20 protein-coding genes and 1 pseudogene are annotated in these 23,979 nt (G+C 39.2%); 16 read left to right on the top strand and 5 right to left on the bottom strand.

The features are described 5' to 3' along the window. Positions 1-324 precede the first annotated feature (324 nt). The 8 genes from AC1PU0_RS01820 to AC1PU0_RS01855 all read left to right on the top strand — a co-directional run bounded on the left by AC1PU0_RS01820 (position 325) and on the right by AC1PU0_RS01855 (position 9,636). Positions 325-1,422 carry a BMP family lipoprotein gene (locus tag AC1PU0_RS01820; RefSeq protein WP_206848406.1) on the top strand — a complete coding sequence of 366 codons (1,098 nt, stop codon included), beginning with the start codon at positions 325-327 and terminating at the stop codon, positions 1,420-1,422. Between the two features lie 180 nt (positions 1,423-1,602). Continuing rightward, positions 1,603-3,168 (top strand): ABC transporter ATP-binding protein, encoded by a 1,566-nt coding sequence (locus AC1PU0_RS01825; RefSeq protein WP_069654076.1) that lies wholly within the window; start codon positions 1,603-1,605, stop codon positions 3,166-3,168. Further along, positions 3,161-4,294: an ABC transporter permease gene (locus AC1PU0_RS01830; RefSeq protein WP_206848407.1), complete on the top strand. Its 1,134-nt coding sequence runs from the start codon at positions 3,161-3,163 to the stop codon at positions 4,292-4,294. Before AC1PU0_RS01825 ends, AC1PU0_RS01830 begins: the two co-directional genes overlap by 8 nt. After that, positions 4,294-5,256, top strand: coding sequence for an ABC transporter permease (locus tag AC1PU0_RS01835; RefSeq protein ID WP_206848408.1), 963 nt, complete (start codon positions 4,294-4,296; stop codon positions 5,254-5,256). The genes AC1PU0_RS01830 and AC1PU0_RS01835 overlap by 1 nt, the downstream gene beginning before the upstream one ends. A 131-nt stretch (positions 5,257-5,387) precedes the next feature. Continuing rightward, positions 5,388-6,554 (top strand): phosphopentomutase, encoded by a 1,167-nt coding sequence (deoB, locus tag AC1PU0_RS01840; protein WP_069654073.1) that lies wholly within the window; start codon positions 5,388-5,390, stop codon positions 6,552-6,554. 10 nt (positions 6,555-6,564) lie between these two features. Beyond that, positions 6,565-7,383, top strand: coding sequence for a purine-nucleoside phosphorylase (locus AC1PU0_RS01845; RefSeq protein ID WP_111248406.1), 819 nt, complete (start codon positions 6,565-6,567; stop codon positions 7,381-7,383). A gap of 26 nt (positions 7,384-7,409) precedes the next feature. Then, positions 7,410-8,117: a purine-nucleoside phosphorylase gene (gene deoD / locus AC1PU0_RS01850; RefSeq protein ID WP_069654071.1), complete on the top strand. Its 708-nt coding sequence runs from the start codon at positions 7,410-7,412 to the stop codon at positions 8,115-8,117. A gap of 328 nt (positions 8,118-8,445) precedes the next feature. Beyond that, on the top strand, positions 8,446-9,636 hold the full coding sequence (locus AC1PU0_RS01855; RefSeq protein WP_206848409.1) for an iron-containing alcohol dehydrogenase: 1,191 nt from the start codon (positions 8,446-8,448) through the stop codon (positions 9,634-9,636). A 413-nt stretch (positions 9,637-10,049) separates the two neighbouring features. Here AC1PU0_RS01855 and gpmA read toward each other — a convergent pair whose 3' ends face one another. The 3 genes from gpmA to rpiA all read right to left on the bottom strand — a co-directional run bounded on the left by gpmA (position 10,050) and on the right by rpiA (position 12,352). Beyond that, the gene (gpmA, locus tag AC1PU0_RS01860; protein WP_025869861.1) at positions 10,050-10,736 is read right to left on the bottom strand and encodes a 2,3-diphosphoglycerate-dependent phosphoglycerate mutase; all 687 of its coding nucleotides are present in this window, start codon (positions 10,734-10,736) and stop codon (positions 10,050-10,052) included. A gap of 223 nt (positions 10,737-10,959) precedes the next feature. Next, complete coding sequence (locus AC1PU0_RS01865; RefSeq protein WP_069654069.1) at positions 10,960-11,544, bottom strand: recombinase family protein; 585 nt, start codon at positions 11,542-11,544, stop codon at positions 10,960-10,962. A 130-nt stretch (positions 11,545-11,674) separates the two neighbouring features. Beyond that, positions 11,675-12,352 carry a ribose-5-phosphate isomerase RpiA gene (gene rpiA, locus AC1PU0_RS01870; protein WP_206835424.1) on the bottom strand — a complete coding sequence of 226 codons (678 nt, stop codon included), beginning with the start codon at positions 12,350-12,352 and terminating at the stop codon, positions 11,675-11,677. A 352-nt stretch (positions 12,353-12,704) separates the two neighbouring features. Here rpiA and rpsL point away from each other — a divergent pair, with 352 nt between their 5' ends. The 4 genes and pseudogenes from rpsL (at position 12,705) to tuf (ending at position 17,148) form a co-directional block, all read left to right on the top strand. Further along, positions 12,705-13,124 (top strand): 30S ribosomal protein S12, encoded by a 420-nt coding sequence (rpsL, locus tag AC1PU0_RS01875; RefSeq protein ID WP_010761696.1) that lies wholly within the window; start codon positions 12,705-12,707, stop codon positions 13,122-13,124. 56 nt (positions 13,125-13,180) lie between these two features. Continuing rightward, positions 13,181-13,651 carry a 30S ribosomal protein S7 gene (gene rpsG, locus AC1PU0_RS01880; protein WP_010761695.1) on the top strand — a complete coding sequence of 157 codons (471 nt, stop codon included), beginning with the start codon at positions 13,181-13,183 and terminating at the stop codon, positions 13,649-13,651. Positions 13,652-13,731: 80 nt separating this feature from the next. Then, positions 13,732-15,821, top strand: a pseudogene (gene fusA, locus AC1PU0_RS01885) (elongation factor G). Between the two features lie 139 nt (positions 15,822-15,960). Continuing rightward, positions 15,961-17,148 (top strand): elongation factor Tu, encoded by a 1,188-nt coding sequence (tuf, locus tag AC1PU0_RS01890; RefSeq protein WP_010761693.1) that lies wholly within the window; start codon positions 15,961-15,963, stop codon positions 17,146-17,148. A 150-nt stretch (positions 17,149-17,298) separates the two neighbouring features. Here the strand turns inward: tuf and AC1PU0_RS01895 are convergent, their stop codons facing one another. Together AC1PU0_RS01895 and AC1PU0_RS01900 are read right to left on the bottom strand one after the other, a co-directional pair. After that, the gene (locus AC1PU0_RS01895) at positions 17,299-17,691 is read right to left on the bottom strand and encodes a tautomerase family protein (protein WP_206848410.1); all 393 of its coding nucleotides are present in this window, start codon (positions 17,689-17,691) and stop codon (positions 17,299-17,301) included. A gap of 23 nt (positions 17,692-17,714) precedes the next feature. Beyond that, positions 17,715-18,470, bottom strand: a complete 756-nt coding sequence (locus tag AC1PU0_RS01900; RefSeq protein WP_206848411.1) for a DeoR/GlpR family DNA-binding transcription regulator — start codon at positions 18,468-18,470, stop codon at positions 17,715-17,717. 280 nt (positions 18,471-18,750) lie between these two features. On the opposite strand from AC1PU0_RS01900, the gene iolA reads away from it, so the two are divergent. From iolA to iolD, 4 genes are read left to right on the top strand one after another with little or no spacing between them, the layout of a single operon-like run. Further along, complete coding sequence (gene iolA, locus AC1PU0_RS01905) at positions 18,751-20,211, top strand: methylmalonate-semialdehyde dehydrogenase (protein WP_206848413.1); 1,461 nt, start codon at positions 18,751-18,753, stop codon at positions 20,209-20,211. A 19-nt stretch (positions 20,212-20,230) separates the two neighbouring features. Next, positions 20,231-21,049: a 5-deoxy-glucuronate isomerase gene (gene iolB, locus AC1PU0_RS01910; protein WP_206848415.1), complete on the top strand. Its 819-nt coding sequence runs from the start codon at positions 20,231-20,233 to the stop codon at positions 21,047-21,049. A gap of 14 nt (positions 21,050-21,063) precedes the next feature. Then, positions 21,064-22,023 (top strand): 5-dehydro-2-deoxygluconokinase, encoded by a 960-nt coding sequence (iolC, locus tag AC1PU0_RS01915; RefSeq protein WP_206848416.1) that lies wholly within the window; start codon positions 21,064-21,066, stop codon positions 22,021-22,023. A gap of 21 nt (positions 22,024-22,044) precedes the next feature. Further along, positions 22,045-23,958 carry a 3D-(3,5/4)-trihydroxycyclohexane-1,2-dione acylhydrolase (decyclizing) gene (iolD, locus tag AC1PU0_RS01920; protein WP_206848418.1) on the top strand — a complete coding sequence of 638 codons (1,914 nt, stop codon included), beginning with the start codon at positions 22,045-22,047 and terminating at the stop codon, positions 23,956-23,958. Positions 23,959-23,979: the final 21 nt, after the last annotated feature.

Here is a 23,979-nt window from a genome sequence, read left to right on the forward strand (position 1 = left end):
GAAAAATACAAGACGAACGAAGAGAGAGTTGTTTCATTGCTTGGAAACACAAAGAACAAAGTGATTTGATGTTGAAAAGTACAAGACGAACGAAGAGAGAGTTGTTTCATTGCTTGGAAACACAAAGAACAAAGTGATTTGATGTTGAAAAGTACAAGACGAACGAAGAGAGAGTTGTTTCATTGCTTGGAAACACAAAGAACAAAGTGATTTGATGTTGAAAAGTACAAGACGAACGAAGAGAGAGTTGTTTCATTATTATCTTGTTTCATTCAGTCATCCGGCTGTTGAAAATATAAAACTATTTTAGGGGGCTTTACAGAGATGAAAAAAGCAAAATTATTTGGTTTTGGCTTGACTGCACTGGCATTAACACTTGCGTTAGCGGCATGTGGTGGGGGTAAAAAAGATTCAACAGATGGAAAATCAGCAGGTGGGGACGCAGATCACAGCGTTGTTATCGTTACTGATATCGGTGGTGTAGATGATCGCTCGTTCAACCAATCAGCTTGGGAAGGGTTACAAGCTTGGGGGAAAGAACATGATTTGAAAAAAGGAGCAAATGGCTTTGATTATATTCAATCAAATGATGCTTCAGAATATGTAACAAACATTGATACAGCTGTTTCTAACGGATTTAAAACAGTCTTTGGTATTGGCTATCTGCTAGCTGATTCTATCAGTACTGCAGCTGATGCAAATTTAGATACACAATTTGGTATCGTTGATAGTGTTATCGAAGGAAAAGATAATGTAGTATCTGCAACATTTAAAGACCAAGAAGCTGCATATTTAGCTGGCGTGGCAGCAGCACACACAACAAAAACAAACACTGTAGGATTTATCGGTGGTGAAGAAGGCGCAGTAATCGACCGTTTTGAAGCTGGTTTCCACCAAGGTGTAAACGATACAGCAAAAGAATTGAAAAAAGATATAAAAGTTGAAGTTGAATACGCTGCTTCATTTGGTGATCCTGCCAAAGGGAAAGCATTAGCTGCTTCTATGTACCAAAAAGGCGCTGATATTATTTATCACGCTGCCGGCGGTACAGGTCAAGGTGTTTTCCAAGAAGCAAAAGACTTAAATGAAACAGGTTCAAAAGAAAAAGTTTGGGTTATCGGTGTAGATAGCGACCAAGATAAAGAAGGCAAATACAAAACAAAAGACGGTAAAGAAGACAACTTCACTTTAACATCAACTCTTAAAGGTGTAGGTGCTGCGGTACAAGATATCTCTAATCGTGCATTAGAAGATAAATTCCCTGGTGGCGAACACTTAGTTTACGGTTTGAAAGATGGCGGTGTTGATTTGACAAAAGGCTACTTATCAGACGAAGCACAAAAAGCTGTTGATACAGCGAAAGAAGAAATCATCGCTGAAAAAATCACTGTTCCAGAAGTACCAAAAGATGTAAAAGAATAGATTTCTACGCTTAGCGCTGTGGTAATAGCAGCGCTAAGACTTTATTAAGCTTTTAAAGAAGGAAAACGAATCATACAACCATTCATTTTCTTTCTTTAAGTGCCTAAAAGCTACTTTATTTTTAAGAAGTACTGTATTAATAGATGATGCAAGTGATTAAATTGTTAGGAAGTGAAAAATGTGGCTCAGGAAAACTATGTAATTGAGATGCGCAATATCACTAAGCAGTTCGGGACTTTTAAGGCTAATGATAATATCAACTTAACTGTCCGGCCTGGAGAAATCCATGCTTTGCTAGGGGAAAACGGCGCTGGGAAATCTACCTTAATGAACATTTTATCTGGTTTATTAGAACCAACATCAGGTGAAATATTTATGAATGGTTCAAAAGTATCGATCAATGGACCAACTACAGCAAATCGTTTAGGAATCGGGATGGTTCATCAACATTTCATGTTGGTAGATGCCTTTACTGTAACTGAAAACATCATTTTAGGTAGTGAACCGACGAATGCAGGTGTGTTGGATCGCAAAAAAGCAACGACAGAAATCAAGCGAGTTTCTGAACAATATGGTCTATCAGTGGATCCAAGTGCCTATATTCGTGACATCTCGGTTGGTGCACAACAACGTGTAGAAATTCTGAAAACGTTATACCGTGGTGCAGATGTTTTAATTTTTGACGAGCCAACAGCCGTTTTGACTCCTCAAGAGATTGATGAGTTGATGGAAATCATGCGCGGGCTTGTTCAAGAAGGCAAATCAATCATCTTGATTACCCACAAATTAGACGAAATTAAAAAAGTAGCAGATCGTTGTACAGTTATTCGTCGTGGCCAAAGTATTGATACGGTAAATGTCAAAGATGTCTCTTCACAACAATTAGCAGATATGATGGTTGGCCGTTCTGTCTCCTTTAAAACAGAAAAGAAAGTGGCTGATCCTAAAGAAGTAGTTCTTTCAATCAAAGAGTTGGTCGTTAAAGAAAGTCGTGGATTAGAAGCTGTTAAAAGTCTTAGTTTAGATGTGCGAGCAGGTGAAGTGGTTGGTATCGCTGGAATCGACGGAAATGGACAAACAGAACTGATTCAAGCTCTAACTGGACTACGTAAAGCAGAAAGTGGATCAGTTGAATTACGAGGAACGACGATCACAAACAAACAACCTCGTGCAATTACAGAAGCAGGCGTTGGTCATGTGCCAGAAGACCGCCATAAGTATGGTTTGATTTTAGATATGACCTTAGCTGAAAATATTGCGTTACAAACCTACTATAAAAAACCATTAAGTAATACAGGTGTTTTGAACTATAATCAGATCAATTCATATGCGCGTAGATTGATTGAAGAATATGATGTGCGTACAGTAAACGAATTGGTTCCTGCCAAAGCCTTATCAGGAGGAAATCAACAAAAAGCAATCATTGCTCGAGAAATCGATCGTAATCCAGATTTATTGATTGTTTCGCAACCCACTCGTGGATTAGATGTTGGGGCGATCGAATACATCCATAAACGCTTGATTGAGCAAAGAGATAAAGACAAAGCGGTATTAGTCGTGAGTTTTGAATTAGATGAAATTTTAAATGTTTCCGATCGTATTGCGGTTATTCATGCAGGGAAAATCGTCGGAATCGTTGATCCAAACGAAACGAGCGAAAATGAATTAGGGTTATTAATGGCTGGTTATTCATTAGAAGAAGCTAGAGCCGAATTAAGTCAAAAGGCAGGTGAGGCAGTTGAATAATCGATCAGAAACATTACGGAATGTTTTAGTTCCTATTTTATCAGTATTGATGGGATTTATTCTCGGTGCAATTATTATGTTGATTTCAGGTCAAAATCCGATTGCTGGATACCAAGCGATGCTCCAGACTGCGTTTCAAAGTCCAAAAAGTATCGGGGAAATTTTTGTAACAGCAGGGCCTTTGATTTTTACAGCATTAGGATTTGCGGTAGCAAATTCAGCAGGATTCTTTAACATCGGTCTTTCAGGGCAAGCCTTGTGCGGTTGGGTAACAAGTATTTGGGTAGCACTTGCTATGCCAGATGCCCCTCGAATGGTTGTTCTGCCGTTGGCGGTACTCGCGGGCGCTTTAGCAGGCGCTTTGGCAGCTGCCATCCCAGGTTTGCTACGCGCTTTCTTTGGGACAAGTGAAGTAATCGTGACGATTATGTTGAATTATGTTTTTCTTTATACAAGTACCCACATTGTTAATAATGTGATGGCAAAAGATTTAATGACGAATAAAGGGGTTACAAAAGTAATTGGAGAAAATGCTAGCTTACGTACAGGTTTCCTAAAAGAATTGAGTAGCGGGTCACGTTTGAATATTGGGATTTTTATGGCGCTTGTTTTCTTAGTTTTAATATGGTTCCTTATGAAGAAAACGACTTTGGGCTATGAAATTCGTTCAGTTGGGTTGAACCCATTTGCTTCTGAATATGCTGGTATGAGTAGTAAACGGACAATCGTGATGTCAATGGTTATTTCAGGAACTTTAGCTGGTCTTGGCGGTGTCGTTCTTGGACTAGGCACATTTGGCAACTTCTTTGTTCAAGGATCTTCATTGAGTATTGGATTTGATGGAATGGCGATTTCTTTACTGGGAGCAGGAAGTTCAATTGGAATATTCCTATCTGCGATTCTTTTCAGTGTGCTGAAACTTGGTGGTCAAGGAATGCCGCTTCGCGCAGGTGTTCCCATCGAATTAGTGGATGTTGTGATCGCTGCAATCATTTTCTTTGTTGCAATCAGCTATTTGATTCGCTTCTTATTAGCGAAAGCTTCAGGAAATAAAAAAGAAGTAGCGATTGTGGAAGAATTAGTTGGAAAATCAGATTCGACAAGTCAAGAAGGAGGCAAAATCTAATGGATATTGCATTAATCGCTGTATTAGCGCCGATTATTACACAAACGTTGGTTTATTCTACTCCTTTAGTTTTTACGGCTCTGGGTGGGACTTTTTCCGAACGTAGTGGTATTGTAAACGTAGGACTTGAAGGAATCATGGTCATGGGTGCCTTTAGTTCCGTTGTATTTAACTTAACCTTTGCTGAAACGTTTGGCGCAGCAACACCGTGGCTCGCTTGTTTAGTCGGAGGTGTGGTTGGCATGTTATTTTCACTGCTTCATGCAGTCGCGACAATCAATTTAAGAGCAGATCATATCATCAGTGGAACTGTAGTCAATTTAATGGCACCTGCTCTTGGAATATTCTTGATCAAAGTAATTTATGGAAAAGGGCAAACAGATACAATCACAGAATCATTTGGTTACTTTTCATTTCCTATTTTGAAGGATATTCCGATTTTAGGTGATTTATTCTTCAAACAAACCACCTTGCCAGCTTTCGTGGCGATTATCGTGGCCATTATTTCTTGGTTTGTTTTATTTAAAACGCGCTTTGGATTACGCCTTCGTTCAGTGGGTGAAAATCCCCAAGCAGCAGATACACTTGGAATCAATGTGTACGTTATGCGCTATGCGGGTGTTTTGATCTCTGGCTTTTTAGGTGGGATCGGAGGAGCTGTATTCGCTCAAACGATTGCTGGACGTTTTGCAGTTACAACGATTGCCGGACAAGGATTTATTTCAATGGCAGCGATGATTTTTGGTAAATGGAATCCACTTGGCGCGATGGGCGCAGCCTTGTTCTTTGGTTTTGCGCAAAATATCAGTATTGCGGGCTCAAATCTACCAGTTATTTCATCAATACCAGCTGTTTATCTACAAGCAGCACCGTATGTGTTAACCATTGTTGTTTTAGTTGTTTTCTTAGGAAAAGCATCTGGACCTAAAGCAATCGGGAAAAATTATATCAAATCAAAATAAAGTTAGTATAAAAGGGTGGGCTATGGGAAATTTTCTGAAGTCGCGCCCTTTTTCTAAATAGTTATTATGTTAGTTTTGCAGGACTGGCTTTCAAAATTTTTTAACAAATATCAATAGAAAGAAGGATGGTTATGTTTAAACGTGTACATTTAATAGTGATGGATTCAGTCGGGATTGGTGAAGCGCCTGATGCTGAAAAGTTTGGTGATGTTGGTAGTGATACTTTAGGACATATCGCAAAAGAAGCAGGCTTGACAATTCCTAATTTAGAAAATCTAGGACTTGGAACGATTGCCCCGCTTCACAATGTAGAAGCGGTTGCTGAGCATAAAGGGTATGCAACGAAATTAGAAGAAATTTCAGTTGGAAAAGACACTATGACTGGACATTGGGAAATTATGGGCTTGAATATTCAAAAACCTTTCCGAGTATTTCCAGACGGATTTCCAGAAGAATTATTAAAACAAATCGAAGAATTTTCAGGACGTAAAATAGTTTGTAATAAGCCCTACAGTGGTACAGCAGTTTTAGATGATTACGGAAAACATCAAATGGAAACGGGCGACTTGATCGTATACACATCTGCTGATCCAGTGCTGCAAATTGCGGCGCATGAAGAGATCATTCCGCTGGAAGAATTATACCGTATTTGTCAGTATGTTCGCGACATTACCAAAGATGAACCTTATATGATCGGTCGAATTATCGCTCGTCCGTATGTTGGTGAACCTGGAAACTTTACTAGAACAAGTAACCGTCATGATTATGCCTTAGATCCATTTGGCAAAACGGTTCTTGATTCATTAAAGGATAATGGGAAGGAAGTTATTGCAGTCGGCAAAATCAACGACATTTTCAATGGTCAAGGTATTACAGACTCAGTGCGTACGAAAAGCAATATGGACGGTGTAGATCAATTGCTAAACGTGATGAAACGAGATTTTGAAGGCTTGAGTTTCACTAACTTAGTTGATTTTGATGCGTTATACGGTCATCGTCGTGATGTAGTTGGTTATGCACATGCAATTGAAGCATTTGATTTGAGACTTCCAGAAATAATTGAGTCATTAGAAGAAGATGATTTGCTGATGATTACAGCTGACCACGGAAATGACCCGACATTTCCTGGGACTGATCACACTAGAGAATATGTTCCATTATTAGTTTACAGCAAAAAAATGAGCGGACAAGGTAGTTTAGCGCAAGGGCATTATGCAGATATTTCAGCAACAGTGGCTGAAAACTTTGCTGTTCCAAAAACAGAAAACGGCGAAAGCTTTTTAAATAAACTAGTATAGGAGAGACATGATGACAAAACTAGGTGAAATGTTAAAAGAGACAACAGCGTTTTTAAAAGAAAAAGGTGTTGGCGAAGTTGATTTTGGTTTGATTCTGGGTTCTGGTTTAGGAGAGTTAGCAGATGAAGTGGAAGATGCCATTGCGATTCCTTTTTCAGAAGTTCCTCATTTTGCGGTTTCAACAGTTGTTGGACATGCTGGTAAATTAGTTTACGGTACACTATCCGGGAAAAAAGTTTTAGCAATGCAAGGTCGTTTCCATTATTATGAAGGCCATTCAATGCAAAAAGTGACCTATCCCGTTCGATTAATGGCTGCGATGGGTGCTCATTCAATGGTCGTAACAAATGCTGCAGGTGGCGTGAATGAAACCTTCACACCAGGTAATTTGATGTTGATCACAGATCATATTAACTTTACTGGCGATAATCCATTGATTGGGGAAAATGATGAAGCGATGGGACCTCGTTTCCCAGATATGAGTCATGCGTATACACCTGCTTACTTTGAAATTGCTAAAAAAGTGGCAAAAGAGCAAAATGTACCACTGCAAGAAGGGGTCTACATGGGGTATTCTGGACCAACGTATGAAACACCAGCTGAAATTCGTATGTCTCGTGTGATGGGAGCTGATGCTGTGGGGATGTCAACAGTCTCTGAGGTAATCGTTGCAGCACACAGCGGGTTGAAGGTCTTGGGTATTTCATGTATCACGAACTTAGCCGCTGGCATGCAAAGTAGTCTGAATCATGCAGAAGTTGTCGAAACAACAGAACGTGTTAAAGCACAGTTTAAAGAATTGATCAAAGCAACGTTAGCTGAATTATAAAAGAGTCATTATAAAGGAGAAAAAATATGAGTGTCCATATTGAAGCAAAACAAGGCGAAATCGCTGATAAAATTTTACTACCAGGAGATCCACTACGTGCGAAATATATCGCTGAAACGTTTTTAGACAATCCTGTTTGTTACAACCAAGTAAGAGGGATGTTAGGGTATACAGGAACATATAAAGGTGAACGTGTTTCAGTTCAAGGAACAGGAATGGGGATGCCTTCTGCAACCATTTATGCCCATGAATTGATCAACTCTTACGATGTTAAAAAATTAATTCGCGTAGGTACTTGCGGTTCGATTTCTGAAAAAGTGAACGTTAGAGATTTAGTGATCGCACAAGCCGCTGCTACACCCTCATCGATGATCCGTAATGACTTTCCGAAATATGATTTTCCGCAAATTGCTGATTTTGATTTGCTATTGAAATCATACACTGTTGCGAAAGAAAAAAGATTTGTCACGCACGTAGGAAACGTTTTGTCTGATGATGTCTTTTATAAAGATAGTATGGATGGTGTGTTTGAATTAGGGAAATTAGGTGTTTTAGCGATTGAAATGGAAGCTGCCGCATTATATTATCTAGCAGCTAAATTTGATGTTCAAGCGTTGGCGATTATGACCGTGAGTGATAGTTTAGTAACAGGTGAAGAAACAACTGCTGAAGAACGTCAAACAACATTCAATGATATGATCGAAGTAGGATTAGAAACTGCGATCAATAGTTAATAGTTAGGAGGTTGGAAGAGAAGTATTTAACTCCGAGAAATAAGAGAGCGTTGCTTCTGCTTCCACCGTTTATCTGGATTCCTTAGGGGTGGGGTGTGACTCGTAGAGTCATGTCCCACCCCCTTATTGTAAATCAAAGCGATTGCTTGCAGAGCGGATGATGCACAATACTTGGTGAGCGAAGGGAGAGAAGTTCCACAGGCGAAATCCCAGCGATAGTATGTAAAATAGTCGAAACACGATTTCTAGTAAAAGCAAAATAAGAGACGTTTTCGCCATCTTGCTCTATCATATAAGATGAACTTTAGATTGGATGGAGGAAGAAAAAATGGATAATTTTAGATTTTATGTACCAACAGATATTCGTTTTGGAAAAGACCGCTTAAACACAGAGTTAACGGATGTTTTAGATGTGTATGGTAAAAACGTGTTGCTTGTATATGGTGGCGGGAGTATTAAGAAAAATGGTTTGTACGAGCAAGTGATAGAATTACTTGGAAAAAATCATAATAAAGTTGTCGAATTAAGCGGTGTAGAACCGAATCCTCGTATTGAAACGGTCCGTCGTGGCGTAGCGCTATGTCGCGAAAATGATGTGAATGTGATTTTGGCAGTAGGTGGAGGCTCAACAATCGATTGTGCTAAAGTGGTTGCAGCAGGCGTTTATAGCGATGAAGATCCATGGGATATTATCGTAGCGCGAAAAGGATATCAAGGCGAGGCGTTGCCAATCGTTACCATCTTAACGTTAGCAGCAACAGGTAGTGAAATGAATGCTGGTGCAGTTATTTCGAATCTAACTACAAATCAAAAATTAGGTATTGGTGGACCATCAATGATTCCAAAAGTTTCTTTCCTTGATCCGAAAAATACTTTTACAGTACCCACTTATCAAACAGCTGCAGGTTCTGCAGACATACTAAGTCATCTTTTTGAAAGTTATTTCAATGTTACAGAAGGGACAGATATACAAGATTTTGTTTCAGAAGGAATAATGCGTGCCGTCATCAAAAATTGTCCAGTTGCACTTGCCACACCTGATAATTATGATGCTCGTGCTAACTTAATGTGGTCAAGTAGTTTAGCGTTGAACGGTTTAACCAGAAATGGGAAACATGGTGTTTGGTCATGTCATGCGATGGAACATGAGTTAAGTGCGTTTTATGATATTACGCACGGAATTGGCTTGGCTATTTTAACGCCGCGTTGGATGAATTATGTTCTTAATGAAAAAACAGTCACGAGATTTGCTCAGTTTGCGCACAACGTTTGGGGAATCAACGAGAAAGACCCAATGCTTGCAGCGAAAAAAGGAATTCAAGCAACATATGATTTCTTCAAGACATGCGATATTCCTATGACATTACCAGAAGTTGGGATTGATGAGGAAAAATTTGAAGAAATGGCGAAACAAGCGGTAGCGCATAGTACAATCAAAACAGAGGCTTTTGTTCCGTTAGCGGAATCAGATGTTGAAGCGATTTATCGTGAATGTTTAACAGAATCTAGTTTTGCTTAACGAACAATCTCTACTTGAGAAGGGATACTTCTATGAGGTAATGGTTTGCTGAAACGTATTCAAAAAACTGGGTGCTTTGGGAAGCTTAGTTTAAAGATATCGAACAACCCGATTTGCTTGAAATGATTAGTCCTATTATTCGAACGGATTTGAAAGCATCTATTGACGTTCTTGCTACAAGCTGGATATTTTACTGTGAAGCGTTGCAAAAGATGCATTGCAAGAAAAAGTAAGATCCTCGATCACGGTACACTTGTTAGAGGAGCAATGCTATGTTCAATACAACATGTCCGATTTTGAAGTTGTCACATAACGAGAAGCTAATAAAAATGGGCTACAACACTTATACTGAAATGTAGAGTAATAACTAAAAAAGCCCTCAGAAACGTTTGCGTTTCTGAGGGCTTAAAGTGTTATAAGTAGTATTTTTTCGCTACTGTTAAATCATCGTTTAATTCATAAACAAGTGGTTGACCTGTTGGGATTTCAAGATCCATGATATCTTCATCTGAGATACCTTCGATATGTTTTGCTAAAGCGCGTAAAGAGTTACCGTGAGCTGCCACTAAGACCGTTTTATTGTCTAATAAAGCAGGAGCAATCTCATCTTGCCAGAATGGTAACGCACGTTCTAACGTAACTTTTAAGTTTTCTCCACCTGGGATATCACGTTGGTCCAACATTGCATAACGACGATCATTCGCTGCAGAACCCTCATCAGTTGCTTCCATCAATGGAGGTAAAGTATCGTAAGAACGACGCCAGATGTGTACTTGGTCATCTCCATATTTTTCAGCAGTTTCTTTTTTGTTTAGACCTTGCAATTTACCATAATGACGTTCATTTAAGCGCCAAGATTTGATTTGAGGAACCCATAATTGATCTGAGTTTTCTAAAAGCAAGTTACATGTTTTGATAGCACGAGTTAAGACAGAAGTATACGCTACATCAAATTCAATTCCAGCTTCTTTGATTTTGCGGCCGCCTTCGATTGCTTCTTCAACACCTTGTGGTGCTAAATCTACGTCAGCCCAACCTGTAAATTGATTCAACGCATTCCATTCACTAAGTCCATGACGAGAAAATACTAATTTTGGCATGTATAGCTCTCCTTTGAGTTGTAGTTTCTGAAACTTTCATTTCCTGTTCTATTGTACACCGTTTTAAAATAGATTTCCATTGTAAATTAGTAAAAAATACTGGAGGCGCTAGTTCTTATAGTAGTCTAAAGGAATAGACATCTATAATAGCGAAAACAAATAAGAAGAGTGTTGCATTCAGGCAACACTCTTCTTAACACGCACTTCCATTAATAACTTGCTATTATTGAGAAATTTTAGCAACATCCGCTTCTGGTAAATTGATGTATTTGTAGCAAGTTCCAACGGAAACATTGCATTTTGAAGAAATAAATTGGATCGTTTCTTTCTTTTCATGATATAAGTGACGGATTTTTTTTACGGTCCGTGTATCAATTTTAGGACGTCCTCCGATTTTGCCTTTTTTTCGAGCATTCTTCAATCCGATCAAAGTACGTTCTGTGATTAAATCGCACTCCATCCTTGCCAACCCATTCATCAACTTGAAGTAAATATCCCCCATTGGAAGGCGCGTGTCGATTTCTTCATCTAAGCTAACTAGATGAATGCCAGATCCTTTGAAGGTCTGTGTCAGTTCAGTCAACTGGCGGGTTGAACGGCCTAAGCGATTCAAGCGGCAGATAACTAAGGTATCGCCTGCTTCTAAATTGTTGAGGATTGTATCAAGTTCAGAAATGAGACGTTTGTCATTTGTAACATCGAAAGATTCATGATAAACGTCGTCGCAACCGAAGTCAGATAAGATTTTGATTTGAGCATCTAAATCGTTGTCTGTGATTGTTGTACGTGCATAACCAATTATTTTCATCGTTCGTCCTTTCTAGTAAAAAGTAAAATAGGATACTAAAAATGTAGCATATAAACGAATGGAATGATAGGTGTTTTTTTATCTTTTTTTAATGCTATTCTTTGTTTTCAAATCTATTTCAAATGTTTTGCTATTCTGATACATGAATCGTTTTTGGCCCTGCTTGTCCACCTACGATAACAGTTGAAACAACATTAAGAAATAATCCGTGTTCAACAACACCAACCAACTGATCTAAATAGGTGCCTAATGCAATCGGGTCAGTGATTTCTTCTAAATGGAGATCAATGATAGAATGGCCGCCGTCAGTGACCAATAGTTCTTCATTAGGAGTGGTACGCAAAACAGGCGCAAACCCTTTTTCTTCAAATAAACGAACGAGTTGTTGGCTACCGTATGGAACGACTTCAACAGGCAACGGGAATTTACCAAGTTTTTTTACAAGTTTTGAATCATCGACGATCCAAATGCATTTTTTTGAATAGGTTGCAACGATTTTCTCGAACAATAAAGCAGCACCGCCACCTTTGATACCTTGGAAATCTTCACTGATTTCATCTGCTCCATCAATCGTTAAGTCGACATAAGGAACCTCATCGATCCCTTTCAAAGGAATACCTAATGCTAGTGCTTGACGCTCCGTTTCTTTTGATGTAGTGACACCAACGATAGATAAGCCTTCTTCTTTCACGCGGCGCCCAATTTCATCCACCATAAATTTTGCAGTAGATCCAGTTCCCAGGCCTACGATCATACCATCTTCTACATATCTTGCTGCTTCGATTCCTGCCATTTGTTTAAGATTCATCCACTTGTTTACCCCTTTCAAATAATCAAACACATTGTACCGTTAAACGAAAAAAAAAGATAGAATGAATTAGAAAGATTCCTATTTTCTACTATATAAATGCTCCTAGAAAAAAAGATACTAAATAATCTCTCGTTTTATACAAAAAAACTTCGTAAGTGGTTGACATACGTATATTATCATGCTATCCTAGCAAAGGTGCTTTATCTACAGGTCTCTCGTTGAGACGTGCTGACTGTCTATCGAAGCATATTTGATAATAAGTGCAGAGATTGCATTATTTTTTATCGCTAAAAAAGAACCACCTGGATGTGTGGAACTAGATGCGAAAAGAGGAAGGAGGAAACAAGGAATGCCTACAATTAATCAATTAGTACGTAAACCTCGTAAATCAAAGGTGGAGAAATCTAATTCACCAGCGTTGAACAAAGGATATAATAGCTTTAAGAAATCTCAAACGAACGTAAACTCACCACAAAAGCGTGGGGTTTGTACTCGTGTGGGAACAATGACACCTAAAAAACCTAACTCGGCTTTACGTAAATATGCCCGTGTTCGTTTGTCTAACTTAATCGAAGTAACAGCTTATATCCCAGGTATTGGTCACAACTTACAAGAACATAGCGTGGTACTATTACGCGGTGGACGTGTAAAAGATTTACCAGGGGTACGTTATCATATCGTACGTGGTGCGCTTGATACAGCCGGCGTTACAGATCGTAAACAAAGCCGCTCTAAGTATGGTACTAAAATGCCTAAAGCTGCTAAATAATTTGACAATCACTAAGGTCTTATATAATAAAGAATTTTCGGAAGGAGGAGTTACGGATGCCACGTAAAGGTCCTGTTACAAAACGCGATGTTTTACCAGATCCAATTTATAACTCAAAATTAGTAACTCGCTTGATCAACCGTGTAATGGTTGATGGTAAACGCGGGATTGCTGCTAATATCATCTATAATTCATTTGATATCATCAAAGAATCTACAGGGAACGATCCATTGGAAGTTTTCGAACAAGCAATGAAAAACGTTATGCCTGTACTAGAAGTAAAAGCTCGCCGTGTTGGGGGTTCTAACTATCAAGTACCAGTTGAAGTTCGTCCAGAACGTCGTACAACTTTAGGTTTACGTTGGGTTGTTAACTATGCTCGCCTACGCGGTGAACATACAATGGAACAACGTCTAGCGAAAGAAATCATGGATGCTGCCAATAACACTGGTGCTTCTGTTAAAAAACGTGAAGACACACACAAAATGGCGGACGCTAACCGTGCGTTTGCACACTATCGTTGGTAAGATCCTCTCTGTATGTAATTTAACTTTACTGCAGACAGTCACTTTACAATCGATTTAAATAAAGAGAGGAGAAACCTAGAATGCCAAGAGAATTTTCGTTAGAAAACACTCGTAATATCGGTATTATGGCGCACGTTGATGCGGGTAAAACTACAACAACAGAGCGTATTTTATACTATACTGGTAAAATCCACAAAATTGGTGAAACGCACGAAGGTGCATCACAAATGGACTGGATGGAACAAGAACAAGAACGTGGTATCACGATCACGTCTGTCTGCAACAACTGCAGAGTGGAAAGGGTACCGTGTAAACATTATCGATACACCAGGACACGTGGATTTCACTATTGAAGTTCAACGTTCACTACGTGTATTGGATGGTGCTGTGACCGTTCTTGACTCACAATCAGGTGTGGAACCTCAAACTGAAACAGTTTGGCGTCAAGCAACTGAATATAAAGTTCCACGTGTTGTTTTCTGTAATAAAATGGATAAAATCGGTGCGGATTTCTTATACTCTGTAAACTCATTACATGATCGTTTACAAGCTAACGCTCATCCAATCCAATTACCAATTGGTTCAGAAGATAACTTCACAGGGATCATCGATTTAATTACGATGAAAGCTGAAATCTATACAAATGACTTAGGTACAGACATTCAAGAAACTGAAATTCCAGAAGAATATATGGATCAAGCAGTTGAATGGCGTGAAAAATTAGTTGAAGCAGTTGCTGAAACTGATGAAGACCTAATGATGAAATATCTTGATGGTGAAGAAATTACAATCGAAGAATTAAAAGCGGGCATCCGCCAAGCAACGATCAACGTTGAGTTCTTCCCAGTAATGGCTGGTTCTGCCTTTAAAAATAAAGGTGTTCAATTAATGCTTGATGCAGTTCTTGATTACTTGCCATCACCACTAGATATTGAAGCGATCAAAGGGATCGACGTTAAAACAGACGAAGAAACAACTCGTCCTGCTGATGACGAAGCACCTTTCTCATCGCTAGCATTTAAAGTGATGACTGACCCATTCGTAGGTCGTCTAACATTCTTCCGTGTTTATTCTGGTGTCCTTGAAAGTGGTTCATACGTATTGAACGCTTCTAAAGACAAAAAAGAACGTATCGGTCGTATTTTACAAATGCACGCGAACACTCGTAAAGAAATTGACAAAGTGTTCTCAGGAGATATTGCAGCAGCTGTTGGATTGAAAGATACAACAACTGGTGATACTTTATGTGCGGTAGATTCACCAGTTATTCTTGAATCAATTGAGTTCCCAGAACCAGTTATCCAAGTAGCTGTTGAACCTAAATCAAAAGCTGACCAAGATAAAATGGGTGTAGCGCTTGCAAAAACTTGCAGAAGAAGATCCATCATTCCGCGTTGAAACGAACGTTGAAACTGGTGAAACAGTTATCTCTGGTATGGGTGAATTGCACTTAGACGTATTAGTAGACCGTATGAAACGTGAGTTCAAGGTTGAAGCTAACGTTGGTGCTCCACAAGTATCATACCGTGAAACTTTCCGTGCTCCTGTAACTCAGGCAGAAGGTAAGTTTGTACGTCAGTCTGGTGGTAAAGGTCAATACGGACATGTCTGGGTTGAATTTACACCAAACGAAGAAGGTAAAGGCTTCGAATTTGAAAATGCTATCGTCGGTGGTGTGGTTCCTCGTGAATACATCCCTGCGGTTGAAAAAGGCTTGGCAGAATCAATGAACAACGGTGTTCTTGCTGGATATCCATTAGTGGATATCAAAGCAAAACTTTACGACGGTTCATACCATGATGTCGATTCAAATGAAACAGCCTTCCGTGTAGCTGCTTCTATGGCGCTACGTGCGGCTGCTAAAAAAGCAATGCCTGTAATTTTAGAACCAATGATGAAAGTAACAATCACTGTACCAGAAGATTACTTAGGTGATATCATGGGACACGTTACAAGTCGTCGTGGACGTGTTGAAGGTATGGAAGCACACGGTAATTCACAAATCGTTAACGCGATGGTGCCTCTAGCTGAAATGTTCGGTTATGCTACAACATTACGTTCAGCAACACAAGGTCGCGGTACGTTTATGATGGTCTTTGACCACTATGAAGATGTACCAAAATCTGTACAAGAAGAAATCATCAAGAAAAATGGCGGAAACAACGCATAATAGTTAAGAAATAAGTCGTTACTTATTTATGACTAGGATTTTCGAACGATTTCGGTTAAACTTATAAAAGATGATCAGGTAGTTGTCACTATCTATCAAATAAAATAAAAATTCATATATTTTAGGAGGAACATTTAAAATGGCTAAAGAAAAATTTGACCGTTCTAAACCCCATGTAAACATTGGTACTATTGGACACGTTGACCATGGTAAAACTACATTAACTGCTGCAATCGCAACTGTGTTAGCTAAACACGGTGGCGGTGAAGCTCAAAACTATGCTGATATCGATAACGCTCCAGAAGAAAAAGAACGTGGTATCACAATCAACACTTCTCACATCGAGTATGAAACTGATGCTCGTCACTACGCACACGTGGATTGCCCAGGACACGCGGATTACGTTAAAAACATGATCACTGGTGCTGCACAAATGGATGGAGCTATCTTAGTAGTTTCTGCTGCTGATGGTCCTATGCCTCAAACTCGTGAGCACATCTTGTTATCACGTAACGTTGGTGTACCATATATCGTTGTTTTCTTAAACAAAATGGATATGGTAGATGACGAAGAATTATTAGAATTAGTAGAAATGGAAGTTCGTGATTTATTATCTGAATATGACTTCCCAGGTGACGACACTCCTGTTATCGCTGGTTCTGCTTTGAAAGCTTTAGAAGGCGATGCTTCATACGAAGAAAAAATCATGGAATTAATGGCTGCAGTTGATGAGTATATCCCAACTCCAACTCGTGATACTGACAAACCATTCATGATGCCAGTCGAAGACGTATTCTCAATCACTGGACGTGGTACAGTTGCTACTGGCCGTGTTGAACGTGGAGAAGTTCGCGTTGGTGACGAAATCGAAATCGTTGGTATTAAAGAAGATACTGCTAAAACAACAGTTACTGGTGTTGAAATGTTCCGTAAATTGTTAGACTACGCTGAAGCTGGCGATAACATCGGTGCTTTATTACGTGGTGTTGCACGTGAAGATATCGAACGTGGACAAGTATTGGCAAAACCTGCTTCAATCACTCCACACACAAAATTTAAAGCTGAAGTTTATGTTTTATCAAAAGAAGAAGGCGGACGTCACACTCCATTCTTCACTAACTACCGTCCTCAGTTCTACTTCCGTACAACTGACGTAACTGGTGTAGTTGAATTACCAGAAGGCGTTGAAATGGTAATGCCTGGTGATAACGTTGCAATGGACGTTGAATTGATCCACCCAATCGCTATCGAAGACGGAACTCGTTTCTCTATTCGTGAAGGCGGACGTACTGTTGGTTCAGGCGTTGTTTCTGAAATCACTAAATAATTTAAATTTAACGATTTAATATAAAGTAATAAAACCGACGTAAAACATCGGGGTACTCGGACGTAAGCCGAAGGGGATTTCCCTTCGGCTTTTTGTGTTTTAAGGCGTAAAAACAGACTGAAGAAATTCTCTTCAGTCTGTTTTTTTATCTTAAAGCTTTCCAGTCAGAAACTGAGCTTCTCCAAAGCCAAAGCTCCAATCTGCATCATCATTGATGACGAAAGAAACAAGTAAGTTTTTAGGGGCAATCCCACATAACTCATATAATTGCTGTGCCAGTGATCGATAAAATTTTTCTTTTTGAGCTGTAGTTCGTTGCCGACTAATAACGGTTAATGAAATCATCTTAGCGGGATCTCTATTAAATCCCAACCCGGTATCTTCTAACACCATTTCAAAAGGTTTGTGCTGCGTAACGATTTGATACCTATCGCCTGTTGGAACATCAAAAGACGCTAAGACTACTGAATGAGCAATATCAAGTATCGTTTGGATTTCTTCTTTACTGCGCCCTTCGACCAAATCAAATTTTAGTAATGGCAAGTTAAGCCCTCCTTTTTTTCTAGCTAGTTGCTATATAAAAGTTCTATCGTATGTGAGTTACAAAACTCTACATATTCTTCAGGTATATCTCTTGATGTAACGATGCCCTTGATACTCTCTAAAGGTGAATAGGTCAGCAAAGTAGAGTGGTCAAATTTCGAGCTATCGGCGAGTAGATAAACATCTTTGGTTCTTTCGACAATCATTTTTTTTATCCGATATTCCATCAAATCTGAATTTGTTAAACCACTAGTGATCGAAACCCCAGTTGCTGCCATGAATGCTTTGTTTATATTGTATCTAGTCACGATGGTTTCATCCTCGATTCCGACAAAAGAACGTGTATCTCTTTTATAACTATTACCGATAAGGATCAGTTGGACATTTTTCATTGCGGCCGCAAGGTTAATAATATCGAGATTATTTGTTAATAAAGTAAACGATAACTCTGGATCGATATGTTTCAAAATTTGACTAGTTGTTGTGCCTGAATCAACATAAATTAAATCTTCTTCTTTGATTAACGAGGCGGCTCGTGCACCGATCTGTTCCTTCTCTGTCTGATTATAGATAGTTCGATTTTCAAAAGAAACCAAGTTGTTTTCTACGTAAACGACGCCACCATAAACTTTTTTTATAGTTCCTCTCTTTTCCAATTCATTAATATCTCGGCGAATCGTATTTTTAGAGACGTTGAAAACATGACACAGTTCATCAAGAGAAATACTGCCTTGATGTTGTATGTAATTTTCAATTTGCTGTATACGTTGTAATTTCATATTCCGTAGCCTTTCCACTTCGTGTGATTAGATTCACTATAACATATGGTCTTAATGTAATCAACATATAACCAATTATGTGTAATTTCGCCTTTTTTTATTCACATTATTTTGTTTTAGACTCGGAAGTTAGCAAGAAGTGACCAAAAAATAGAACTTTTCACCTAAAATGGGTTGACTATTAGAAAAACGAATTGTACAATGTAATCAAAAGTTAACCAAAAATATCAAGATGTAACCAACGTGTTGATTTTTAATAGAAACTAAGGAGGATGTTATTATGGCAGCGATACGAAAGTTAAAAAATTATATTTGTGGCAAATGGGTGTCTAGCCGTACAGAAACATATGAAACGGTTTATAATCCAGCTACGAAAGAAGTGTTGTGTGAAGTACCACTTTCTACAAAAGAAGATTTAGAAGAGGCTGTCACAATTGCTAGTGAAGCTTTTGAAACATGGAAAGAGCTAGCTGTGCCAAGACGTGCCAGAATTCTTTTTAATTATCAACAACTCTTGATTAAACATAAAGCGGAATTGGCTCGTTTAATTACGCTCGAAAATGGGAAAAATCTTAACGAAGCTCTAGGTGAAGTGCAAAGGGGTATTGAAAATGTAGAATTTGCTGCTGGAACGCCAACATTAATGATGGGGGATTCATTATCTTCGATTGCAACAGATGTAGAAGTTGCTAACTATCGTTACCCAATTGGAGTAGTCGCGGGCATTTCGCCTTTTAACTTTCCGATGATGGTTCCTTGCTGGATGTTTCCGATGGCAATCGCTTGTGGAAATAGTTTCGTTTTAAAACCGTCGGAAAGAACACCTTTGCTAACTGAACGATTGGCTGAATTATTTACAGAGGCGGGGTTACCAGCTGGCGTATTTAATATTGTATATGGCGCACATGATGTTGTGAATGGAATTTTAGAGCACCCGGAAGTGAAAGCGATTTCCTTTGTTGGCTCAAAACCAGTTGGCGAGTATGTTTATACAGAAGGTAGTAAAAATTTGAAACGAGTGCAAGCATTGACGGGGGCCAAAAATCATTCAATTGTTTTAAAAGATGCAGACTTAGATGATGCTGTGACCAATATTGTATCTGCTGCTTTTGGTTCTGCAGGTGAGCGTTGTATGGCATGTGCAGTGGTAACCGTTGAAGAAGAAATAGCAGATGCCTTTATCGCTAAGTTAAAAGAAAAAGCAACAGGTGTAAAAGTCGGAAATGGCTTGGATGACGGTGTCTTTTTAGGACCAGTTATTCGCGAAGAAAATCAAAAAAGAACACTAGCGTATATTGAAAAAGGAATTGAAGAAGGAGCCCGTTTGATTGCAGATGGTAGGGAGAATATTCCAGACAATGGTTATTTTGTTGGTCCAACTATTTTTGAGGGTGTGACAACGGATATGACGATTTGGCGGGATGAAATTTTCGCTCCAGTATTGTCGATCATCAGAGTAGAAAACTTACAAGAAGCCGTTGCGACAGCGAATCAGTCTGAATTCGCAAACGGAGCTTGTCTGTTCACTAATAATGCCTCAGCGATTCGTTACTTTAGAGAAAATATTGATGCAGGTATGCTAGGAATCAATTTAGGTGTACCAGCGCCGATGGCATTCTTCCCGTTTTCAGGTTGGAAGTCCTCGTTTTACGGAACGCTTCATGCAAATGGCAAAGACAGTGTAGAGTTTTATACGCGTAAAAAAGTAGTCACAGCACGGTATCCTAAGACAAATATTTAATGGGAAAGAAGGTGTAAGGATGGTTCATTTAAAGTATAAACCTATCCCACAAGAGTTAGCAAAAGGCACCACGTTACTTCAGCGTATCAATAAAAATAATGCAGCTTTACAGTACATTGAATTGAAAGTCATAAAAATGACGAGTGGAAGTAAATTTCAAGAATCATTAGGAAAGCAAGAAGTGTGTATCGTTGCCCTGACAGGAAAAATCACAGTAACAGATGGAGAACAAACCTTTAAGACAATCGGCACACGAAAAAACGTTTTTGAAAAAATCCCAACGGATAGTGTCTATATCTCGATAGAGCAAACGTTCGATATTACAGCGATAACCGAAGCCACGGTGATTCTATGTTACTCGCCATCTGATAAGAAAAAAACAACTACTCTGATTAAAGCATCAGATAATACCATTGAACGTAGAGGGAAATATCAGAATAAACGTTTGGTGCATAATATTTTACCAGATACAAGTCCAATTGCTGATCGTTTGTTAGTTGTGGAAGTGTTTACTGATGGGGGTAACTGGTCTAGTTATCCACCTCATAAGCACGATCAAGACAATTTGCCTCTAGAATCGAAATTAGAAGAAACGTATTATCATGAAATGAATCCCAGACAAGGGTTTGTTTTTCAACGAGTGTATACAGATGATCGCTTACTGGATGAAACGATGGCTATAGAAAATGGTGATGTCGTCGTTGTTCCAGAGGGGTATCACCCAGTAAGTGTACCAGATGGTTACGATTCTTATTACTTGAATGTAATGGCAGGCCCAACTAGAAAGTGGCAGTTTCATAATGATCCTGACCACGAATGGATTTTAAATAGAGAATAGAAGGGGTGACAAGGATGACAAAAATATTTGATATGATTGCCCTTGGTCGAGCGTGTATTGACTTGAATGCAGTGGAGTATGATCGACCGATGGAAGAAACGATGACCTTTAAAAAATATGTAGGTGGTTCACCAGCAAATATCGCAATTGGCAGTGCCAAGTTAGGTGTGAAAGTTGGTTTTATTGGGAAAATTTCAGATGACCAGCATGGACGTTTCATCAAAGAATACATGAGCGAAGCTGGAATAGATACGAGCCAACTGTTCACTGATCAAAAAGGACACAAAGCAGGATTGGCATTTACGGAGATCAAAAGCCCAGAAGAATGCAGCATTTTGATGTATCGAGATCAAGTGGCGGACTTGTACCTAGCGCCAGAAGAAATCGATGAAGAATACATCAAACAAACAGATCTCTTGTTGGTATCTGGAACGGCACTTGCGCAAAGTCCTTCCAGAGAGGCGGTATTAAAAGCGATTGCTTATGCTAGAAAAAATCAGGTGAAAGTTGCGTTTGAACTAGATTATCGTCCGTACACATGGCAATCACCAGAAGACGTTTCCGTTTATTATTCAATTGCTGCTGAAAATGCTGATATTGTGATCGGTACAAGAGATGAATATGATGAAATGGAAGGCAAAAAAGGTGGAACAAATCAAGCGACTACAGACTATCTATTTCAGCATCGTCCTGAATTGATTGTGATCAAGCATGGCGTAAAAGGTTCTTATGCCTATACCAAAAAGGGAGAAACCTATCAAGCGGGTTCGTATAAGACCCAAGTCTTGAAAACGTTCGGTGCAGGTGATTCTTATGCAGCAGCCTTTTTATATGCATTAAATACAGGGAAAGACATTGAAACCGCATTGAAATATGGAAGTGCATCGGCGGCTATTGTTGTTAGTAAACATAGTTCATCAGAAGCAATGCCAACAGCCAAAGAAATCGAACAATTAATTGCAGATCAATCTTGATTAAAGTAAGGCGGGAAAGTAATGGCTAAAAAAATTCGATTAACCACAGCACAAGCACTGATTAAATTTTTGAATCAACAATATATTCAAGTTGATGGTGAAGAATTCCCTTTTGTTGAAGGTATTTTTAATGTCTTTGGTCATGGGAATGTCTTAGGAATCGGTCAAGCACTTGAAGAAAATCCAGGGCATTTGAAGGTAATTCAAGGGAAAAATGAACAAGGGATGACACATGCAGCAGTAGCCTATAGTCGGCAGAAATTAAGACAGAAAATTTTTGCTGTTACAGCTTCAGCTGGTCCAGGATCTGCCAACATGCTCACAGCGGCGGCAACTGCGTTTGCCAACAACATTCCAGTGCTGATCTTACCGGCAGATACGTTTGCTACACGTCAGCCTGATCCAGTTTTACAACAATTAGAACACGAAACCAGTGCGGCAATCACAACGAATGATGCCTTTAAAGCGGTCTCTAAATATTGGGATCGTGTTCAACGACCAGAACAATTGATGAGTAGTCTGCTACGAGCGTTTGAAGTCATGACGAATCCAGCGAGCTGTGGTCCGGCAACGATTTGTATTGCTCAAGATACTGAAGCAGAAGCGTATGATTACGATGAAGAATTTTTTAAAAAGAGGGTGCATTACGTTGATCGGCAAGTTCCTACAGAACGTGAACTAAATGGTGCCGTAGAAAGAATCACGACAAGTAAGAAACCAGTCATTATCGTTGGAGGTGGAGCAAAGTATTCCCAGGCACGGGAAGCATTGATTCATTTGTCTACACAATGTGGGATTCCGTTAGTTGAAACACCTGCAGGTAAATCAACTGTAGAAGCAGACTTTAAAAATAACTTAGGAGGTACGGGTGTTTTAGGAACTTTGGCTGCTAATAAGGCAATTCGACAAGCTGATTTGGTTATTGGAATCGGTACAAGGTATACGGATTTCACCACGTCTTCTAAAACCGCTTTTAATTATGACCAAACGAAATTTTTGAATATCAATGTCAATCGCATGCAGGCCTATAAGTTTGATGCGTTCCAGCTTATCGGCGATGCAAAAGAGACAGTAGAGAATCTGATCCCGATGTTGGCAGACTATCAAACGTCATTTGGTGAAATTATCAAGGATCTGAAAGAAGAATGGGCTGTTGAAAGGAAGCGTCTAGGTGATATTTCTTTTTCGAGGGAGAACTTTTCTCCAGAGATTAAAGACCAATTCACGCAAGAAATTCTCAATGAATATTCGGATACGCTACAGACTGAATTGGCTCAAACTAGTGCATTTCTTACAGTTAATAATAACGTAGCTAAAGACAGTATTGTCATTGCATCAGCTGGCTCTTTACCTGGTGATATGCAGCGTTTATGGAATCCACTCGTGCCGAATACGTATCATCTTGAATATGGTTATTCTTGTATGGGGTATGAAATCAGTGGTGCTTTAGGCGTGAAATTAGCCAGTCCAACACAAGAAGTCTATGCCATGGTAGGTGACGGGAGTTTCTTGATGCTTCATTCAGAACTAATCACGGCATTGCAATATGGGCAAAAGATCAATATTTTGTTATTCGATAATTCTGGATTTGGCTGTATCAATAATTTACAAATGGCTAATGGTAGCAGTAGCTATAAGTGTGAATTTAGAGATCATCGTGAGCAAATCATGAATATAGATTATGCGAAAGTTGCGGAAGGGTATGGCGCCAAAAGTTATCGTGCTAATACAAAAGAAGAACTGATTGCAGCGCTAGAAGATGCTAAAAAACAAGAAAAATCTACTCTGATTGAAATGAAGGTTTTACCAAAAACAATGTCAGATGGGTATGACAGTTGGTGGCACGTTGGGGTTGCAGAAGTTTCAAAAAGTCTGGCAGTTCAAGAGTCGTATGAGCGTAGTCAAAAAATGTTGGAAAAAGCCAAAGAGTATTAGCATGACAATAGGTTGGATCGG

The sequence above is a fragment of the Enterococcus sp. XAF26B05_ASV22 genome (assembly GCF_056727285.1).

Coding starts and splice junctions, on each gene's coding strand:
- AC1PU0_RS01820 (WP_206848406.1), top strand. CDS start 325: ATGAAAAAAGCAAAATTATTTGGTTTTGGCTTGACTGCACTGGCATTA.
- AC1PU0_RS01835 (WP_206848408.1), top strand. CDS start 4,294: ATGGATATTGCATTAATCGCTGTATTAGCGCCGATTATTACACAAACG.
- deoB (WP_069654073.1), top strand. CDS start 5,388: ATGTTTAAACGTGTACATTTAATAGTGATGGATTCAGTCGGGATTGGT.
- AC1PU0_RS01845 (WP_111248406.1), top strand. CDS start 6,565: ATGACAAAACTAGGTGAAATGTTAAAAGAGACAACAGCGTTTTTAAAA.
- deoD (WP_069654071.1), top strand. CDS start 7,410: ATGAGTGTCCATATTGAAGCAAAACAAGGCGAAATCGCTGATAAAATT.
- AC1PU0_RS01855 (WP_206848409.1), top strand. CDS start 8,446: ATGGATAATTTTAGATTTTATGTACCAACAGATATTCGTTTTGGAAAA.
- gpmA (WP_025869861.1), bottom strand. CDS start 10,736: ATGCCAAAATTAGTATTTTCTCGTCATGGACTTAGTGAATGGAATGCG.
- AC1PU0_RS01865 (WP_069654069.1), bottom strand. CDS start 11,544: ATGAAAATAATTGGTTATGCACGTACAACAATCACAGACAACGATTTA.
- rpiA (WP_206835424.1), bottom strand. CDS start 12,352: ATGAATCTTAAACAAATGGCAGGAATCGAAGCAGCAAGATATGTAGAA.
- rpsL (WP_010761696.1), top strand. CDS start 12,705: ATGCCTACAATTAATCAATTAGTACGTAAACCTCGTAAATCAAAGGTG.
- rpsG (WP_010761695.1), top strand. CDS start 13,181: ATGCCACGTAAAGGTCCTGTTACAAAACGCGATGTTTTACCAGATCCA.
- tuf (WP_010761693.1), top strand. CDS start 15,961: ATGGCTAAAGAAAAATTTGACCGTTCTAAACCCCATGTAAACATTGGT.
- AC1PU0_RS01900 (WP_206848411.1), bottom strand. CDS start 18,470: ATGAAATTACAACGTATACAGCAAATTGAAAATTACATACAACATCAA.
- iolA (WP_206848413.1), top strand. CDS start 18,751: ATGGCAGCGATACGAAAGTTAAAAAATTATATTTGTGGCAAATGGGTG.
- iolB (WP_206848415.1), top strand. CDS start 20,231: ATGGTTCATTTAAAGTATAAACCTATCCCACAAGAGTTAGCAAAAGGC.
- iolC (WP_206848416.1), top strand. CDS start 21,064: ATGACAAAAATATTTGATATGATTGCCCTTGGTCGAGCGTGTATTGAC.
- iolD (WP_206848418.1), top strand. CDS start 22,045: ATGGCTAAAAAAATTCGATTAACCACAGCACAAGCACTGATTAAATTT.